The 18402-nt window shown below is 59.5% G+C and carries 14 protein-coding genes and 1 pseudogene; 13 read left to right on the plus strand and 2 right to left on the minus strand.

The window, feature by feature from the left end:
- Positions 1 to 203: 203 nt before the first annotated feature.
- From BZ163_RS31595 to BZ163_RS31630, 8 genes and pseudogenes are all read left to right on the plus strand, one after another.
- Positions 204 to 1865 carry a DUF1302 domain-containing protein gene (locus BZ163_RS31595; protein WP_128874197.1) on the plus strand — a complete coding sequence of 554 codons (1662 nt, stop codon included), beginning with the start codon at positions 204 to 206 and terminating at the stop codon, positions 1863 to 1865.
- A 30-nt stretch (positions 1866 to 1895) separates the two neighbouring features.
- Positions 1896 to 3261: pseudogene (locus tag BZ163_RS31600) on the plus strand (DUF1329 domain-containing protein).
- 95 nt (positions 3262 to 3356) lie between these two features.
- Complete coding sequence (locus BZ163_RS31605; RefSeq protein ID WP_128874198.1) at positions 3357 to 4487, plus strand: YCF48-related protein; 1131 nt, start codon at positions 3357 to 3359, stop codon at positions 4485 to 4487.
- 35 nt (positions 4488 to 4522) lie between these two features.
- Positions 4523 to 7054, plus strand: coding sequence for an RND family transporter (locus tag BZ163_RS31610; protein WP_128874199.1), 2532 nt, complete (start codon positions 4523 to 4525; stop codon positions 7052 to 7054).
- Between the two features lie 47 nt (positions 7055 to 7101).
- Complete coding sequence (locus BZ163_RS31615) at positions 7102 to 8073, plus strand: lactoylglutathione lyase (protein ID WP_128874200.1); 972 nt, start codon at positions 7102 to 7104, stop codon at positions 8071 to 8073.
- The gene (locus BZ163_RS31620; RefSeq protein WP_128874201.1) at positions 8070 to 8888 is read left to right on the plus strand and encodes an enoyl-CoA hydratase/isomerase family protein; all 819 of its coding nucleotides are present in this window, start codon (positions 8070 to 8072) and stop codon (positions 8886 to 8888) included. Before BZ163_RS31615 ends, BZ163_RS31620 begins: the two co-directional genes overlap by 4 nt.
- Before the next feature lie 30 nt (positions 8889 to 8918).
- Positions 8919 to 9740 (plus strand): SDR family NAD(P)-dependent oxidoreductase, encoded by an 822-nt coding sequence (locus BZ163_RS31625; RefSeq protein ID WP_128874202.1) that lies wholly within the window; start codon positions 8919 to 8921, stop codon positions 9738 to 9740.
- 99 nt (positions 9741 to 9839) lie between these two features.
- Positions 9840 to 11444 (plus strand): NAD(P)/FAD-dependent oxidoreductase, encoded by a 1605-nt coding sequence (locus tag BZ163_RS31630; protein WP_128874203.1) that lies wholly within the window; start codon positions 9840 to 9842, stop codon positions 11442 to 11444.
- Positions 11445 to 11590: 146 nt separating this feature from the next.
- On the opposite strand, the gene BZ163_RS31635 is transcribed toward BZ163_RS31630, so the two are convergent.
- Entirely contained in the window at positions 11591 to 12250 is a 660-nt protein-coding gene (locus BZ163_RS31635; protein ID WP_128874204.1) for a TetR/AcrR family transcriptional regulator, read from the minus strand.
- 174 nt (positions 12251 to 12424) lie between these two features.
- Between BZ163_RS31635 and BZ163_RS31640 the strand changes: the two genes are divergently transcribed.
- From BZ163_RS31640 to BZ163_RS31660, 5 genes are all read left to right on the plus strand, one after another.
- Complete coding sequence (locus BZ163_RS31640; RefSeq protein WP_178110519.1) at positions 12425 to 13702, plus strand: cytochrome P450; 1278 nt, start codon at positions 12425 to 12427, stop codon at positions 13700 to 13702.
- Between the two features lie 51 nt (positions 13703 to 13753).
- Positions 13754 to 14785 (plus strand): hypothetical protein, encoded by a 1032-nt coding sequence (locus BZ163_RS31645; protein WP_128874205.1) that lies wholly within the window; start codon positions 13754 to 13756, stop codon positions 14783 to 14785.
- A 133-nt stretch (positions 14786 to 14918) separates the two neighbouring features.
- Positions 14919 to 15707: an SDR family NAD(P)-dependent oxidoreductase gene (locus BZ163_RS31650; RefSeq protein ID WP_128874206.1), complete on the plus strand. Its 789-nt coding sequence runs from the start codon at positions 14919 to 14921 to the stop codon at positions 15705 to 15707.
- A gap of 45 nt (positions 15708 to 15752) precedes the next feature.
- Positions 15753 to 17054: an MFS transporter gene (locus BZ163_RS31655; protein WP_128874207.1), complete on the plus strand. Its 1302-nt coding sequence runs from the start codon at positions 15753 to 15755 to the stop codon at positions 17052 to 17054.
- Between the two features lie 23 nt (positions 17055 to 17077).
- A complete protein-coding gene (locus BZ163_RS31660) occupies positions 17078 to 17428 on the plus strand; it encodes a nuclear transport factor 2 family protein (RefSeq protein WP_128874208.1) in 351 nt (116 codons plus the stop codon).
- A 56-nt stretch (positions 17429 to 17484) separates the two neighbouring features.
- On the opposite strand, the gene BZ163_RS31665 is transcribed toward BZ163_RS31660, so the two are convergent.
- Positions 17485 to 18318: an oxidoreductase gene (locus BZ163_RS31665; RefSeq protein WP_128874209.1), complete on the minus strand. Its 834-nt coding sequence runs from the start codon at positions 18316 to 18318 to the stop codon at positions 17485 to 17487.
- Between the last annotated feature and the right edge of the window lie 84 nt (positions 18319 to 18402).

Below are 18402 nucleotides of genomic sequence, written 5' to 3' on the forward strand. Positions count from 1 at the left end.
ATTGAAATCTTTATGTGGAATTTTGTTTGAGGATCCGTTACGGTGACTTTCAGCTGAGGAGGAAGTGGTCCTGGTAGCGTGCCAGACCTCTTGAGCGGACTGTCCAAGCGCGATTTCAACGGTCCTGTGGGGTTTCGCAGATCGCTGGAATGATCGTTTGAACGCACATAACGGCTGAAAAATAAAAATAAAAGGTAGTGTGTATGAAACATAAGACCAAGCAGGGTCGGCTGCTGCTAGCTCAAGGTGCGTTTACGCTGATGTTGGTTAGCGTTGCGCCTGGCGTGATGGCGCTCTCGTTCGATCTGCCAAACCCCGATTATCGCCTGCGCTGGGACAACACAGTCCGTTACAACCTGGGTATGCGGACCGACAGCCAGGACAGTCGCATAATGAACACGCCGAACTTCGACGAGTCCGACGGCAAGTTCGATAAAGGCGATATTGTTACAAATCGTCTCGATGTGTTGAGTGAGCTCGACTTTTCCTACCTCAACGAGTGGGGTGGACGCCTCAGTGGTGCAGGCTGGTTCGACCAGGCCTATAACGATCACGATGTGAAAAGTAACGTTCCCGGCTACGCCACCAGCTACCACAACAATCGCTACAGCGATGAAGTAAAGCGCTACATGAATGGTCCGTCGGGTGAGATTCTCGACGCCTTTGTCTGGCGTAACTTCAACATCGGCGAAACGCCGGTTAACGTGAAGGTCGGTCGCCATACCAACTATTGGGGTGAGAGCCTGTTGTTCGGCGGGCATGCCGTGTCCTACTCCCAGGCACCCAGCGATGGCGTGAAAGCGTCGACCAGCCCGGGTATCGAAACCAAGGAAGTGTTTCTGCCGGTCGGCCAGATCTCGGCCAAGGCGCAGGTCACTGATCACCTCTCGGTTGCCGGTCAATACTTCTATGAATGGGAGCCCACTCGCATTCCTTATGGCGGTACCTATTTCGGTGCGGCCGACCCTTTGTTCGAAGGGCCGGACCAGCTGCCGTTGGCCGCCAATGGCGCGACGTTCCAGCGTCAGGATTCACGCTTCGGTCGTGATGGCAAAAACTGGGGCGTGATGGCCAAACTGAATGTCGAAGAGGTCGAATCAACGTTCGGCGCCTACTATCGCCAGTTTGACGACTACCAGCCTTGGCTGGCCCCGCAGATCAAGGCAGCCGCCGGGTCCTACCGGGTTGTTTACCCGCGTGGCGTGAAGCTGGCCGGTCTCAGTTTTGCCCGCGTGTTCAATACGGTCGCGGTCGGTTCTGAACTGTCCTACCGCATGAACGGCGCCTTGAATGCCACCGGCGTCAGCGCGCTGGACGATGAAGGCCCGCGCGGCGACACCATTCACTTTATCGCCAACGCCGTTTACGGCGTGCCGCGTAACTTCATTTCCAACAACGGGACACTGGTCGGCGAGTTCGCCTACAGCCACTTGCAGCGCGTAACTGAACACGAAGAGCTCTTTAAAGGTGTCGGCAAAAACGCTTGCACCAACGCCAGAACCCCTGGCATTGCAGGCTCCGGCAGTGAGTCGGATGGCTGCTCCTCGAAAAACTACTACGCAGTCGCGGTCAACTACACTCCGCAATACATTTCGATCTTCCCGTCCTGGGATATGGACGTGCCACTGACCGTCAATTACGGCTTGCACGGCAACGCACCCACAGCCGGTGGCGGCAGCGAAGGTGCGCTGGCTTACTCCGTCGGCGTCAAACTCACGTATGCCCAGTTATATGAGTTCGGCCTACGGTATGCCGACACAGCGGCCCAACCGAAAAACCTGGCCAATGGCACCGTCGCCGGTAACGGCAACGTCGGTGGCGAAGACCGCGGCTGGCTGGCTTTCACCTTCAAGACCTCCTTCTGATAAATCAAACAAGAATCGGAGAACGTGTTCATGAACCGTCAACTTGCTTTAACTGTCGCCCTGATGAGTGTTGCAACCTGGAGCCTGGCAGCCACCGCTGCTGGCGATGCCTCTGACCTGGGCAAGAGCCTCACCAAGTTCGGCGCGATCCAGGCCGGTAATGCCGATGGCACGATCCCCGCTTACGAGGGTGGCCTGACCACCGCACCGGCAGGGTTCAAGCCCGACAGCGGATTTTGGTCGACCGGTTCAGGATGAAAAGCCACTGTTTCGCATCGATGCCAAAAACGTCGACAAGTATGCGGACAAGCTCAGCGAAGGACAGAAAACCCTGATCAAGAAGTACCCGTCCTACTACATCGACATTTACCCAAGCCATCGCACGACCGCCTATCCCCAGGCGGTACTCGATGCCACCGTGCGTAACGCCGGCAGCTGCAAGGTCCAGAAAGACGGCCTGGCCGTCGATCCATCCTGCCGTGGCGGCCTGCCGTTCCCGATCCCGAAGACCGGCAACGAAGTGATGTGGAACCAGCAAGTACGGTACAAGATCGGCACCGGCTACTCGACCACGTCTTCGTCCAACAGCTGGGTAGTCGACGCCAATGGTTCGGTCACCAAGACTGCCGAGCAGGCGACATTCGAAGAAACCCCGTACTACCAGGTGACTCAAGCGGATCGCGATCCACTGATGTATGCCCGGGTATTCTCGCGCAATGACTATCCGGCGCGGCGTTCCGGTGAAGTGGTGGTCCTCACCGACTTCCTCGATCCATTGGCCAAGGCCCGCCGTTCGTTCAGTTATTCTCCTGGCCAGCGCCGGGTAAAACTGGCACCCGAATTTGCATTCGACACCCCGGTGGCCAGCCAGGGCGGTGTGACGCTGTTCGACGAACTGCAAATGTTCTCCGGCAGCCAGGACCGCTTCGACTACAAGCTGGTCGGTCGCAAGGAGATGTACATCCCGTACAACGCTTACAAATTCTACTTCGGCGTCGGCAAGCAGGAAGATCAGTTCATGCCGCACCACGCCAACCCGGCGAACGAGCGCTGGGAACTGCATCGGGTATGGGTCGTGGAGGCGACGTTGAAGCCGGGCATGCGCCACGTCTACAGTAAACGCACCTACTACCTGGATGAAGATACCTTTGGCGTAGGCCTGTATGACGCCTGGGACAAGAGCGGCGCGTTGTATCGCTCGATCTTCCTCAGCGGCGTTCAGCTCTATGACAAGAACATTCCCTACAACGTGAAAAACGTCGTTTATGACTTCAACAAAGGCATGTACGCGTTGCTCAACGATGGTTTGAAAGGCGGCTACAAGTTCATCGACAAACCACTCTCCGAGCGTGACATGAATCCTGAAGCCATTGTGGCTCGGGTAACCCAGCGCTGATGTGATTTCACCTGTCCTGCCTGCCGGTTTGCGCATCAAGCCTGGCAGGCAAAACAGGTGTGTTTGCCACGCGGGATGGTTAAGGAATAAAAATAATGACTGGCCCTGGCCCTGCTTCTTTTCTTTTCTCCACGTCGCGCCTGCTCTTGGCTGTCATGTTGACGATCGGCGCCAGCGCATTGCTGACGGCGCCTGCCTACAGCGCCGTCGCGTTGTCGGCCGATTCGCTCGACGTGCCGGCGCAGCGGATCGACGAACGCCTGCCCGCCCCCTTGCTGTCGGTCGCCAGGGCTGGCGATGCGATGATCGGCGTCGGCCTGCACGGGCTGATCCAGCGCTCCACCGATGAAGGCCGCACCTGGCAACAGGTCGACAGTCCGGTTTCCAGCGATCTGGTGCAAGTACGGTTTCGCGATGAGCGTAATGGCTGGATCGTCGGTCACGATGCGCTGGTCATGCACACCACAGATGGCGGTGACACCTGGCAGGTGCAACTCGACGGGCGCCGCCTGTTGACCTTGCTCAACGCCTACTACGGCCCGCGGGCCGAACAAGGCGATGAAGCTGCATCCCTGGTGCTCAGGGAAGTTGCCATGGCCGCCGGTACCTCGGCGACACCGGATGTATTGGCCGCCCCCTTTCTGGATGTGATGTTCGATGAGCACGGCAGCGGATTTGCCGTGGGTGCCTTTGGCATGTTGTTGCACAGCACCGATAACGGCCAGAACTGGGAGCCGTGGATCGAGCGCAGTGACAACGATAGGCGCATGCACCTGTATGGCCTGGCGGAACATGCCGGCACTTTTTATATCGGCGGTGAACAGGGTCTGGTGTTGCGTCTGGACGGTCAGCAGCAACGTTTCGTGAAAATCGATACGCCCTACACCGGCACCTACTTCGGCGTCCGTGCCTTCGACGGCCTGCTGTTGGCCTACGGACTGCGCGGCAATCTGTTTTCCAGCCGTGATGACGGCCAGCAGTGGCAGCCTGTGGCAACCCATCTCAATAGCAGCCTGGTCAGCATCGTCGAGCAGGGCAACGCCTTGATCGTCGTGAGCCAGGGTGGGCAACTGGTCAGCGTTGATCGGCAGAGTCTGCAGGTCACCCCGCTGGCAGATGCGCGGGTGGGCGAGGTGTATGCAGCCAGTGCCACCAAACAGGCTGGGAGCCTGGTTGTCACGCGCTTCAGCGGCGCCAAGGTCATCGATATCGCCCAGGCCAACTAAAGCCGTCGGCACGATTCCCCTACGAGAAAGAAAAAATGGTCGAGCAAAAATTCAACAGCGGGATGCCAGTGATTGCCAACCTGGAGGACTTTGACAAGAACTCCGGTGGCTGGTTTGAACGGGTCATATTCCGTCATCGCATGGTGGTCGTCGTTGCCTGCTTGCTCGCCACCGTGGTGCTGGGCTTCTTTGCTACACGGCTGCAGGTGAATGCCAGCTTTGAGAAGATGATTCCCAGCTCCAGCCCGTACATCAAGAATTACCTGGCCTACAAGAACCAGTTGCCGGGTCTGGGTAACAGCATTCGCGTGGTGGTCGAAAACAAATCCGGTGATATCTACGACGCCGACTATTTGCTGGCGCTGCAGAAGGTCAACGACACCCTGTATCTGATCCCGGGTATCGACCGCTCCTGGATGAAGTCGCTGTGGATGCCCATCGTTCGCTGGAAAGAAGTGACGGAGGAGGGTATCGATGGCGGTGCGGTGATGCCATCGGATTACGACGGCAGCGACAAGTCGATCCAGGCCCTGCGCCGCAACATCATGCGCTCAGGCATCATTGGCAACCTGGTGGCCAACGACGGCCAGTCGAGCATGATTGTTGCGCCGCTGCTCGATACCAATCCGCAGACCGGTCAACCCCTGGACTACGGTGATTTCTCCAAGCAACTGGAAGCGCAGATCCGCTCGCTGGAAAGTGACAAGGTGGGCATCCACATTGTCGGTTTCAGCAAGCTGGTGGGCGACCTGATCGACGGCCTGTATTCGGTCATGCTGTTCTTTGGCGCATCGGTGCTGATCGCCGGGCTGTTCGTCTATTTCTATACCCGCTGCCTGCGCAGCACCTTGTTGCTGGTCAGCGTGGCGGTGGCGGGTGTGGTGTGGCTGCTGGGTTTGATGCAGATCCTCGGCTACGAGCTGGACCCGTACTCGATTCTGGTGCCGTTCCTGATTTTCGCCATCGGGATCTCCCATGGCACGCAGAAAATGAACGGCATCCTCCAGGACATCGGTCGTGGCACCCATAAATATATTGCCGCGCGCTATACCTTCCGCCGTTTGTTCCTCACCGGTCTGACCGCGCTGCTGACCAATATCGTCGGTTTTGCGGTGCTGGTGATCATTGATATTCCGGTGATCCGCGACCTGGCCCTGACCACCAGCATCGGTGTCGCGGTGTTGATTTTCACCAAGCTGCTGCTGATTCCGGTGGCGTTGTCGTACCTCGGTGTCAGTAAAAAAGCCGCGCGGATCGCCATCGCCAAAGACCAGGCAGGGGCAGAAAACCGAGGTTTTCTCGGACACCTCTGGCACAGCCTCGACCGCTTCACCGAACGTCCGTGGGCCACGGCGGTCATCGCCTTGTCACTGCTGGTAACCCTGGGTTGCAGCGTAGTGATGATGAACCTCAAAGTGGGCGATCTGGACCCCGGCGCGCCCGAGTTGCGCGCGGATTCGCGCTACAACCTCGACAACGCCTACATCACCAGTCATTACGGGCTTTCCAGCGACCAGTTCGTGGTCATCATGAAGACCAATGAAGACAGCTGCCGTCTGTACCAATCGCTGCAAAGCATGGACAAACTGGCCTGGCGCCTGCGCCAGACGCCGGGTGTACAAACCACTCAGTCGCTGTCCGAGACCGTGCGCATGATCAGCTCCGGCATGGCTGAAGGCAGCCCGAAATGGCTGAGCATCAGCCGTGACCAGGCGATCACCAACTCGGCGGTGGATGCGGCGATGATTTCGGCCCCGGGAATCACCAACCAGCAGTGCTCGGTGACCCCATTGATTGCCTACCTGGCAGATCACAAGGCCGACACCCTGAGCCGGGTATTGAAGGTCTCTGAAGAATTCGCCAAGGAAAACAACACCGCCGCTGGCGCTGAACAGCCTGTGGAATTCCTCCTTGCTGCGGGTAATGCCGGGATCGAGGCCGCCACCAACATCGAGGTGGAGAAGGGCATCATCACCATGTACCTGGCGGTGTATGGCGCCACGGCCTTGCTCTGCCTGCTGACCTTCCGCAGTTGGCGCGCCACCCTGGTGGCGCTGATTCCGCTGCTGATGACCACCATCATTTGCAAGGCGCTGATGGTCTGGTTGGGCATCGGCCTGAAAGTGGCCACCTTGCCGGTGATCGCCGTGGGTGTCGGTGTCGGTGTCGACTACGCGCTGTATCTGCTCAGTGTGCAGCTGGCGGTACAGGAACGCGGTGGCAGCCTGGCGGTTGCGTATCGCCGGTCGCTGGACTTCACCGGCCGGGTCGTCGCACTCGTGGGCCTGACGATGGCTGCCGGGGTGATTACCTGGGCCTGGTCGCCGATCAAGTTCCAGGCGGACATGGGCATTCTGCTGACCTTCATGTTCTTGTGGAACATGCTCGGTGCGCTGGTGTTGATCCCGGCCCTGTCGCATTACCTGCTCAACCCCAAGGGCAACACCAAGGCCGGGGTGACCCTCGACCTTGAAGACGTCCGCACGCAGCAAGAACCGCGTAAACCCGCAACCGGCGCAACGACCCACTCATTGACTGAGCTCGCCTTACCCCGGCGTGCCCGCTGACTAATAGCCGGGCACAGACCCTGGCTGGCAATTGCAAGGAGAGAAAGATGTTCGAGTTATTGATGAGTGCCGACATGATGGTTCCAGACCCGGACGGCATGACGGAAATGTTGGTCGACAAGCTCGGGATCTACAAACACGAGCGCTGGCGCCAGGCGTTCGATAATCACCCGTACATTGCGCATTTTCTACGGGTGCACAAATCCCTGGCGGTGTCGCCAACGCGCATCGAACCGCAATGGCACCTGGATCGGCCGAACCCCGGCGATCCGTTGTTCCATGACTTTCTGGAAAGCCTGAAGGATTTCCAGGGGCATCATCGGCCGATGATCACCCACTCCATCGTTCTGGCCCTGCACGGGGACAAGTTCGACGCGCTGGTGGACAAACTGATGCGTCGTCGCTTGCCGTTCCGCATGGCGCAGCGCACCCCGGAGATGCCGTTCGACCGTTTGTGGCTGGGTGCGACACCGGAGCAGCCGTATTACAAGCCCGATGTGGATGGTGGCCTGTGCATTGAGATTATGCCGACCGAGCCGTTGCAGATGCCGCCGGAAACCTATCAATTGCCGCCGATGCAGCCGCGCGATCAGAAGCCTGGCGACATGGTCCGCGTCACCGCCCGTGGCTTTCTGGTGCGCGACCTCGACGAAACCCTGCGCAAGGTGTCGACCAACCTCGACTGGGAACCGAGCGGCCCGGTCGAGAGCATCGGCAGCGAAGGTTACCGCCGTGCGCGCATGGGGTTCACCGTGCCGAACAGTGCGACCCTCGATGTACTCGAGGCCACCTACTGGAACACCGACGCCGGCCACTACGTCAATAACTGGGGCCCGGGTCCGTACTACATCCGCATCGGCGTCAACGATCTGGCCGCCAAGGCGGAAGATTTGCGTTCACGCGGCACCCGGTTCCAGTGGATCGAATCCTCGGAAGCTGTGGGCGGCCGTGCGTTGATCAAGATCGACCCACAAGAACTCAATGGCCAGGTCTTCGAGTTCGAGGAGTGCCCTGTATGAGTACAGCGCCGAACCAGCAGCCTCCCGTGCTGATCAACGATGCGGTGCGCCTGGAGCGTAATGCCATGGTGGGCTGGGTGGTATTGACCCGGCCCCGGCAGATCAATGCCATCAACGACGACATTCGCCAGGGTGTACCGCAGGCACTTTTGCTGTTGCAGCAAGACCCGCAGATTCGCGTCATCGTGATTCGCGGGGAAGGCGAGCGGGGCTTTTGTGCGGGCGCCGATATCAAGGAGCGTCGTGGTCCGGAGTCGAGCCTGCAAGTGCGCCAGCGCATGGAAAACGTGCGCTGGATCGAAGCTCTGGATCGCGTCAGCAAACCGGTAATCGCTGCCATTCATGGCTACTGCATGGGCGGTGGGCTGGAGCTGGTACTGGCGTGTGACATCCGCTTCGCCAGCCCCGATGCCGTGTTCGCCCTGCCGGAAACCGGCCTGGGGCTGATTCCCGGTGGCGGCGGTACGCAACGACTTTCCCGGGTGGTGGCGCCGGGTCAGGCGTTGGACATGTTGCTCACCGGTGACCGGGTGGGCGCCGAACAAGCCCAGCGCATTGGCCTGGTCAGCCGCCTGGCCAGCGACAACGCCAGCCTGCTGGACGAAGTGGGGGCCTTTGCTCAACGAATCGCCGTCAAACCACCCACCGCGTCGGCGTTTGTCAAACAGGCGGCACGGGCGGCGCTGGAGATGGACCTTAAACGTGGCCTGGACCTGGAACTTGATCTATTCGCCTTGCTGGCCCCGACCAAGGATGCCCGCGAAGCGGCCCAGGCGTTCAGCGAGCGGCGCGAACCGCGTTTTACCGGCGAATAAAACGCCTCCCAAAACAATAAGGAACAGGACATGAGCACAGGAAAACTGGCAGGGCGAGTCGCCATTATTACCGGCTCCGGTGGCGGCCTGGGCGCGGAGTGCGCGCGGGTGCTGGCGTCGCATGGTGCAAGTATTGCGGTGGTCGATATCAATTTCGAAGGCGCCACAGCCGTGGCCCGATCACTCCTCGCCGACGGACATGAAGCCTTGGCGATTGCTACGGACGTGTCCTCGGAAGACGCCGTGCGGGCGATGGTTGCCCAGGTTAAACAGCATTTTGGCCGTATCGACATTCTGCATAACAACGCGGCGATCCTGAATGCCGAGCAACGTCAGCTGGACCGCGACTTCGTCAACCTCGACATGCAGGCCTGGGACCGCGCCATTGCCGTCAACCTGCGTGGCGCCGTGCTGTGCACCAAGCATGTGATTCCGGTGATGCTGGAGAACGGCAAGGGGTCGATTATCTTCGCCACCTCGGGACTGGGCATGCAGGGCGATATGTCCCTGACCGGCTACGCCACCTCCAAGGCAGGGCTGATGATGCTGCCGCGGATGGTGGCCTCGCAGTACGGCAAGCAAGGCATTCGCGGCAACGCCGTGCAGATCGGCCTGGCGCCTTCGGAGCACGCCATGCCTGAGCCCTTGCTCGACATCCTGCGCGACAACCACTGCACCGCCGAACTGGGCACACCCCGGCAGATCGCCGATGTGGTGGCGTTCCTGGCCAGTGATGAATCCTCCTTTGTCACCGGCACCACATTGGTCGCCGACGGTGGGTTCAGCAGCCATACACCCTCTCTGGTGGCGATGCGCGCGCTGTTTGCGCAGATGGGTCGCACCGGCATGTAACGCATGCTCCGGGGCACCGTTTGCGGTGCGCCGCGGCTGATCTTCGCCGCCACAGCTGCCGCACGCCGCCGTGGTTGAACTTCGACTTGGAAGCATTTGATGAACCAGAACCAAAATGCGAGCAGCACGGATTTTGATGTGATCATTGTCGGCGGTGGCACCAATGGCCTTTCGGCTGGCTGCTATCTGGGCCTGGAAGGCAAAAAAGTCCTGGTGCTCGAGGCGCTGGACAAGGTCGGCGGGATGGCTTCGTCGGGTTATCTGATCCCCGAAGCGCCGCAGCATCTGGTACACCCCTGTGCCCTCGATATGATGTCGATGCGTGTGCATTCCCATGTGCCGGCGGAACTGGGGCTTGATCGACATGGTTTCAAATCGATAGAACTGGCGCCGGGGTATGTGTATCTGCACCCGGATGGGCAGTCGCTGGTTTTCTGGCGCGATCGCGAGAAAACTGCCGCCGAGATTCGCCGCTTCAGCAGCAAGGACGCCGAGGCGTTTCTCGATTTCATGAAGGTCATCGACATGTTCCTCGATATCGCGCTGCCGATGATGCGTGTCGACCCGGCCAAAACGAACCTGGGCGTGAAGCTGAAAATACTCGGCACCGCGATCAAACACAAAGCCTTGAAGCCCGAACTGATGGCGCTGATGACGGGCTCTGCGTGGCAGGCGGCGCGTGAGCGCTTCGAGCATCCGGTGACCATTTCCGCGATGTGCGCACTCACTGGCCTGGCGGGAGATATCAGCGCCGATGGCGGTGGCATCTATTACGCCTTGCTCGGGTTCCTCCATCGTTTTGGCGTGGGCCGGGTCATGGGCGGTATGCAGCAGTTGAGCAATGCCATGCAGTCTCGACTGGAAGAACTGGGCGGCCAGGTGCTTGTATCGGCCAGCGTCAGTGAAATCGTGGCCAGGGACGGGCTGATCAAAGGCGTGAAACTGGCCGATGGCCGCCAGTTTACGGCCCGGGCGGTCATCGCCGGTTGCCACCCCAAACCCGCGCTGGAGATGGTCACCCGCGGCCAGATCCCGCAACACCTGCTCACCCGCATCGCCATGGCACCGGCCAACGGCAAAGGCTCGGGGCCACTGAAGGTGGATGTTGCCTTGCGTGGGCAGATTTCCGTGCCACGTTTTGCTGCCATTCGCGGCGACGGCGTGGATCTGCGTAAAACCGTGATGTTGATCGGCACTGAAGAGGCGGTGCTGGAAAACTTCGCCGCCTGCGCCCGTGGCGAGGTGCCGAAGTTGCCCTATATCACCGTGGCCGCACCGAGCGCCGCCGACCCCTCACAAGCGCCAGCCGGCCAGGATGTTTTGTACATCTATCCGCCGGTGATGCCGGTGAACCCCAACGAGGGCTGGGATGCATTGCGTGAGCGGGTGGCCGACCAGGTACAGGAACAGCTGTATGACTACATCGAAGGGATCGAAGGGCAGGTGATTGGCCGCCACATCGAGGCGGCCCCGGACTTTACCGCGCGCTTGAACACTGTAAATGGCTGTGTGGTGCATATCGACACCACCACGATGCGTTCGAGCACCATGCGGCCTGCGCATGGTCTGGGCGGCGATACGTTGCCCGTGGCGGGCTTGTATCTGGGCAGCGCCGGTATTCATCCGGGCGGTGGGGTCAATGGCATGGCCGGGCGATTAGCGGCTAAGCGGGTGAGCAAGTACTTGCAGAAAAAAGCTAACTGAAGGACATCGACCTGTAGGAGCCGGCTTGCTGGCGATGGCGGCGGATTGATCAACATCGATGTCGCCTTCCAAATCGCAATCGCCAGCAAGCGCTCCTACAGAGGTCAGCGACTGAGTTTTAGAAAAACGCCGACAGCGATCAAACGCTATCGGCGTTTTTTTTCTGCGCCCAGCGAAATACTCGCCAGGACAAAGTCCGCCGAGTACTGACGCCAGGTGGCCATGCCTTGCTCCGAATCCGTGTCCAGCCCGGCGAGAGCCGACATTGAATAGCGGTTGGTAAACCAACCAGTGGTCACCAACGAAGCGCTGGCCAGCAGCAGGCGCGGATTGATGTTCGCGCGAAAATCGCCACTGGCGGCACCACGCAGCAGAATCGCGTCGAGCTTGGCAATCAGCTTCGGTGCCATTTCCAGAAAATGGTTACGCGGTGTTTCGTGGGTATCATGGTAGCGAATGCCCTCCAGCGCCAGGCTGCCGAGGAAGGGGTCCAGACGATACTGGTCGAAGAAATGATTGAGCACAGCGCGCATCGCCACCGGCGGTGAAAGCTCTTCGACTTTGAGGTTGACCAGCTCGGACATGATGTTGTCCGAAGACTCATCCAGTACCGCTACAAACAGGCCTTCCTTGGAGTTGTAGTAGTGGTAGACCAGCTGCTTGGTGACGCCGGCATCCCGGGCAATGTCCTCCACGCGCGCACCGGCCAACCCCTTTTTGGCGAACTCCACCCGTGCGGCAGCGAGCAGGCGATTCATCGTATTGCGTTTGCCCTGTTCGCCACCTTCTCCTGCCTTTACCGCCACCTCGTACTCCTCATGCCTGAATGGGGTCACAACTTGAAGCATATACCTCAGCGCCATCGTTTGACCCTGAGTCAAACGAAGCGGACTACCGGTGCAGACACAACCGCATACCATGGAATGGCAGCCGGGCAATCTTGGTGTGCAAGAAGAATAAAAACAAGACAGGAGATCCTGATGAGCAACGAAAGTGCAGCACTGGACCTGGCAACCGCCTATTCCGCCGTATCGGAAATGTACCGCGGCACCGACCTGGATATTCACGCGGTGTGCCGCGAACAACGGCTGAAATCGCCGATCTATGAAGGCGACTTCATCACCCAGTTCGGCGTTCCGACCAATGCCGGCACCCAGCAGGGCACTCGCCCGACCTTCGCTTTGTTCAAATACCAGGACGTGATGACGGTTCTGCGCGATGGTGCGACCTACACCAGTGGATTTATTGCCGAAGGTCTGGGCGCGTTTTTCGATGGCTTGATCATTCTTGCCATGGACGGTGACGAGCACCGCAAGGTGCGCGCCTTGCTGCAGCCAGCGTTTATGCCGGAGACCGTGAACAAGTGGCGCCCGCAGATCGATCAAGTGATTCGCGAGGAGTACATCCAGCCGATGTTGCCGGCGAAGAAAGCTGACTTGATGAAGTTCGGCCTCGAACTGCCGATTCGCGTCATGTACGCCTTGATGGGCTTCCCCTCGGATGAGCCCTCCAAGTACAAGCAATACGCTGCCTGGGCCCTGGCCATTGTCGGCGGCAACCAGATCGACCCGAGAAAAATGGTCGAAGCGCGGCGCCAGGCAGGGATCGCCGTCAAAGGTCTTTACGACGCCCTGGCCGAGGTCGTGGTGCAACGTCGTGCCGAAGGCAGCCAGGGCGATGATGTGGTCGGTCGTTTGCTGCGCGCGGAGTACGAAGGGCGCACGCTGGATGACCACGAGGTCATCACCTTTACCCGCTCGTTGTTGCCGGCCGCAGGCGAAACCACCACGCGCATGTTCGGTTCGGTGATGACCTTGCTGCTCACCACCCCTGGCTTGCTGGAGCGCGTCAAGGCCGACCGCTCACTGATCGGCAAGCTGATGGACGAAACCACCCGCTTTGAACCGGTAGCCACTTTCAAGGTGCGCGAAACCGCCAAGGAAGTGGAATTTCACGGCGTGAAAATCCCAAAGGGTTCGTTCGTGCAATGCATGGTGGTGTCCGCCAACCGCGATGAAGACGCTTTTGAAAACCCCGATGTATTCGACATTGATCGCAAGCCCAAACCCTCCTTTGGTTTCGGCTTCGGCCCGCACATGTGCATCGGTCAGTTCGTGGCCAAGGTGGAGATCAGTTGCGCGGTCAATGCGATCCTCGATCTGTTCCCCAATTTGCGCCTCGACCCGAGCGAGCCTGTGCCGCTGATCGGCGGTGCGCAATTGCGCGGCGTGTCCAGGCTCCCGGTGATCTGGGACTGAACCAGGCTGCAAATCCGTTTCCAGGCCTCAACAAAAACAACAGAGGGCATTATGAGAACGTTTAAAACCATTCCAGAACGCGGTGATTTCGGCTTTCAACAACTGGTTGGGCCGCACAAGGTCACTGGCGCTTCGATGTCCGCCGAACGCGGCTTCTTTGGCCTGCACCTGAGCAAGAGTTCCCCGTTCGGCTCGGTACGCGACGATCAAGGCAACATCTATTCATTCGTACGCTCGCTGATGGCGCCCAATGGCACGCCGAACCCGACCAAGTTCATCTATCTGAACAACCACGTCGACAACGTCCACCTGCGCATGGACCACGAAAAAATGGCCCGGCAGGCACTGACGCCGCTGCCTGTGCATAGCCTGGAAGGCGATGTCGCACGTTGGGCCAGCCACCCGGGTGAGCCCGGCAACGCTTGGGAGATCACCGCCAGCAGCGAACGTCTGACCTGGAAAGAAGAAGGGCTGTTTCACCTTGAAGGCCGTCTGCTCGGTCCGGGCCTGCAGTGGTATTTGCCGGGCGTGGAATGGGGCACCTTTTACGTGTCGCAGTTGTGGGACATCGCCGGTGTCTGCGAGGGACGTCCGGTCAAGGGCGCCATGGCACTGGACCAGTTCTACTTGGCCGAAGGCGGCGCCATCCACTTCAAGAAAGACCTGGTGGTGAACAACAACAAGCACGTGATCTGGTGGTCCTTTGTCACCGTCTATAAAGACGGCACCTGGGATACCGGTTCGTTCATGGTCGGTCACGACCACTTGGGCTATGCCATTTTCAACAATGAAAAAGGCGAGGTTCGGGTCACCACCGATATCGAAGGACAAACCGAGCACAAGGATGGCAGCTACTTCCTGAAGTCCGCCAAAATCGTGCTGGAAGGCAAGGAAGAGTGGGAGTTTTTGCCCGATGAGAAGGGCGAGATGATCGACTTCGTCGGCGGCTTCCCGATCACGGCGCAGCAGGAAGGACGTTGGCGTCGGGTGGGTGATACCCGTGAGCCTTCGCATTGGCTGGGCTGGGGCGAATCGGACCGCCGTAACGGCTCGGCCCGTAATGTGCCAGGCAAAGACCTGTAACCCCCCCTGTAGGAGCGAGCTTGCTCGCGATGGACGTGAACGATAACGCGCCCAGTCTGACACCCCATGGCGCTCTCAGGTTTATCGCGAGCAAGCTCGCTCCTACAGGGTTCAATAACAATGAGGAATCACGATGAAATTCCGCGACAAAGTCGTGCTGGTCACCGGTGCCGGTCGAGGCATGGGACGTGCCATTGCCCTGGCCTATGCCCGTGAGGGCGCCAAAGTGGTCGTATCAGCACGCACCGCCAGATACGGCGAAGAAACGATCGGACAAATCAAGGCCCTGGGCGGTGAAGCCTGCCTGGTCGGTGGCGACATCGCCGACCGCGAGGCGATCAAGTCGATGGTGCAAGGTGGCGTAGCCCATTTTGGTGGCCTGGATATCGTGGTGCATTGCGCCGCCGATACCAGTCACGGACTGATCGCCGAAATGGCCGATGACACCTTCGATCACATCGTTCGCAGCAATATTCAATCGTTGTTCTGGTTGGCCAAGGACAGTGCGCCTTACCTGTCCAAAGCGGTCGACAAAGGGAGGCTGATTTTTATCTCCTCCGGCGAAGCCAACCGCAAATACACCCCTCGCCTGATTGCGTATGGCTCCAGCAAAGCCTTCATGAATGCCTTCGCCCGCGGCCTAGCGGTGGAATTCGGCGCCATGAATATTCTGGTCAACGTCGTCGAGCCCGGGCTGATCGGCACGGACCACATGCTCGAAACCCTGGGCAATGAACTGCCACATAAACTCGCCGCCCATTTCCCTGTGGGTCGCCTGGGCGAGTCAGCCGACATTGCCAATGCCGTACTGTTTCTGACCTCCAACGAGGCCTCCTATATCACCGGCACCTCGCTGCTGGTGGATGGCGGCGCCACCATGATCGCGCTGCCCAAGGTCGAAGAAATCCTCAAGGGCCATTAATCATGTCGCGCGTCCGCGATGGCGGGCCGCGCCGGGAGTCAGCTCATGACAACTGAGACACGCAACAGCAGCACCACGGCCCACGGTGGCAATGATTTTTCCGAGTTCAAGCGCGGCTGGCGCGTGGTGGTGCTGGGCCTGTTTGGCATCTGCACCAGCATTACCGCTGCGCTGCTGTATGCCTTCGGTACCTTGGTGATTCCGCTGGAACAAGCCTTCGGCTGGAGCCGTGGCGACTTGCAGGCATCGATTCCCTTTCTGTTCGCCGGGGTGGCGATTTCAACGCAACTGGTCGGCTGGCTCTATCGTCGCTACGGCCTGCGCCGAGTGGCGATTGTGTCGATCGTGCTGCAGATAGTCGGTTATTTTGCTATCACCCGGATTCAAGGCTCGATCGGCTGGTTGTACCTGGCGTTTTTCAGCATGCCGATCATTTGCGCCGGCACCATTGCGATCACCTGGACGCAATTAGTCAACCTCTGGTTCGAGCGTAACCGTGGTCTGGCGCTGGCAGTGATTCTGTGTGGCACTGGATTGATGGCGATGATTCTGCCGCCGCTATTGTCGCGGCTGATTGCCGCCTATGGCTGGCAAGCCGGGTTCATTGCATTGGGGGCGATGCCCTTGCTGTTTACGCTGCCATTGTCATTGATGTGGTTGCGCATGCCGGTGCAGCACGCCAGTCCTGATGCGACGACGCAAAAGGAGCAGCCGGAGCTGACCGGCATGTCCTTCAAGCAAGCGTTGCACTCAGGGATGTACTGGGGCTTTAACGTCGCGTTGATATTGTCGGTGTCGCTGACTGTCGGCATGGTCACCAACATGGTGCCGATGCTGCAAAGCAAGGGCTTGAGCGCCCAGCAAGCCAGTCAGATTTTCAGCACCTTTGGTATTTCCATCATCGGCGGACGTTTGCTGGTGGGCTATCTGCTAGACCGCTATTCACCTTCCGTGGTGGCTGCCGTGAGCCTGGCACTGCCCGCGCTGGGCTGCGCGATCTTTCTCTTTGGCGGGGCGCAGAACACGCCGTTGCTGGTGTTGGCCACCCTGTGCATCGGCGCCAGCGCCGGGGCTGAGTTCGACCTGGCGGCATTCCTGATGGCGCGCTATTTCGGCCTGAAAGACTACGCACGGATCTTTGGCCTGCACCTGTGCCTGATCACCATTGTTTCCGGACTGGTGCCGATGCTGTTCGGCCATCTTTACGATCTGTATGGCAGCTATTCAGCGGTGCTGGTGTGCTGCTTCTGCTGCGCCATCATCGGCCCGACCATTCTGCTGTGGTTGAGGATGGAGCCGGCATTCCTGGCGCGTCAGCGAAACCTGCAGCAACGGCAACACGCCTGACCCCACTTGAGGATGAACGTGATATGAGCATGGACAAACAAGCAATCGAACACTTCCTGCACGGTCAGATCGACTGCTGGAACAGGGGCGACAAGCAGGGTTTTTTTGACCACTATCGCAGCGTCTCGGCCAATGGCTTGAGTATCGAATACGTCGGCAAGCCACAGCATGATGCCTGGCAGGTGCTGGAAGGCATGTGGTTGCAGCAGCAACCGAAGATTCGCGTCGAGGTGCGGCAGTGCATCGTCAATGGTATTGAAGCGGCCTGCCATCACCTGAATGCATTTCGCGAGCAAGAGGGTGGCATCGAAACGATCGAATTGTACCGATTCGAAGAAGGGAGGTTGTTCGTGCGTTACTTCATCAACCAGTAATCGTTGAACATCCCGCGTGCGCACAGCCTGGTCAAAAAGGCTGTGCGCACCGGCGGCTAAACCCCGTCGGTGGAGCAGGACAACGGCCGCCACTGCTCGATTTGCGCGAGCATCTTGTTGAGCTTGTCGCTGACTTGCTGATAAGCGTCGGAGCCCGCCAGGTAACGCAAGGGTGGGTGTTCACTGTTGGCCAGGTGCACCAGCGCGTCGCCCAGTTTCGCCGGGTTGCCGGTTTGCTGGTGGTTGTAGGCGGCGGAAGCACCTTTGACCTTGGCCGTGAAGGCGGCGTAATCCTCCAGCCCACGGGTGCCGAAGACAGCGGAACTGGGGTCGAGAAAGTCGGTACGGAACACGCCGGGTTCCACCAGCGTGACCTTGATGCCGAATTGCGCCACCTCCAGGGCCAGGGATTCGGAAAAACCTTCCACGGCAAATTTCGACGCGCAGTACAGCGCCGCACCGCCCATCCCCACCACGCCGCCCATCGATGAAAGGTTGAATACCTGGCCGCTGCGTTGCTGACGCATGACGGGCAATACGGCGCGGCAGACGTTGAACACCCCAAACACGTTGGTCGCGAACTGCTTGTCGGCGTCGCTGGCGAAATTCTCTTCAAAGGGCGCCAGTTGTCCATAACCGGCGTTATTGACCAACACATCGATTCGGCCAAAAAACGCGACGGCAGTCTCTACGGCGGCAAGCGCCTGGGCCTCGTCGGTCACATCCAGAGCCACTGCCAACACGCGCTCACCGTACTCGGCGAAGACGTTGGTCAGCGGTTCGATACGCCGGCCGCTGACCACCACACGGTCACCATCGGCCAACGCGGCCTTGGCAATGGCGGCACCAAGACCTCGGGCCGCTCCGGTAATAAACCAGACTTTGTTCATTGCATCGCTCCAGTCGTTGTGCAAAAAAAAAGCCGCGTCAGCTCTGAGGCGGGCGCGGCTGCGGGTTTAGAGGTCCGTGCGGCT

This window comes from Pseudomonas sp. VI4.1 (assembly GCF_002029345.1).
Lineage (GTDB): Bacteria > Pseudomonadota > Gammaproteobacteria > Pseudomonadales > Pseudomonadaceae > Aquipseudomonas.

Coding starts and splice junctions, on each gene's coding strand:
- BZ163_RS31595 (WP_128874197.1), top strand. CDS start 204: ATGAAACATAAGACCAAGCAGGGTCGGCTGCTGCTAGCTCAAGGTGCG.
- BZ163_RS31605 (WP_128874198.1), top strand. CDS start 3,357: ATGACTGGCCCTGGCCCTGCTTCTTTTCTTTTCTCCACGTCGCGCCTG.
- BZ163_RS31610 (WP_128874199.1), top strand. CDS start 4,523: ATGGTCGAGCAAAAATTCAACAGCGGGATGCCAGTGATTGCCAACCTG.
- BZ163_RS31615 (WP_128874200.1), top strand. CDS start 7,102: ATGTTCGAGTTATTGATGAGTGCCGACATGATGGTTCCAGACCCGGAC.
- BZ163_RS31620 (WP_128874201.1), top strand. CDS start 8,070: ATGAGTACAGCGCCGAACCAGCAGCCTCCCGTGCTGATCAACGATGCG.
- BZ163_RS31625 (WP_128874202.1), top strand. CDS start 8,919: ATGAGCACAGGAAAACTGGCAGGGCGAGTCGCCATTATTACCGGCTCC.
- BZ163_RS31630 (WP_128874203.1), top strand. CDS start 9,840: ATGAACCAGAACCAAAATGCGAGCAGCACGGATTTTGATGTGATCATT.
- BZ163_RS31640 (WP_178110519.1), top strand. CDS start 12,425: ATGAGCAACGAAAGTGCAGCACTGGACCTGGCAACCGCCTATTCCGCC.
- BZ163_RS31645 (WP_128874205.1), top strand. CDS start 13,754: ATGAGAACGTTTAAAACCATTCCAGAACGCGGTGATTTCGGCTTTCAA.
- BZ163_RS31650 (WP_128874206.1), top strand. CDS start 14,919: ATGAAATTCCGCGACAAAGTCGTGCTGGTCACCGGTGCCGGTCGAGGC.
- BZ163_RS31655 (WP_128874207.1), top strand. CDS start 15,753: ATGACAACTGAGACACGCAACAGCAGCACCACGGCCCACGGTGGCAAT.
- BZ163_RS31660 (WP_128874208.1), top strand. CDS start 17,078: ATGAGCATGGACAAACAAGCAATCGAACACTTCCTGCACGGTCAGATC.
- BZ163_RS31665 (WP_128874209.1), bottom strand. CDS start 18,318: ATGAACAAAGTCTGGTTTATTACCGGAGCGGCCCGAGGTCTTGGTGCC.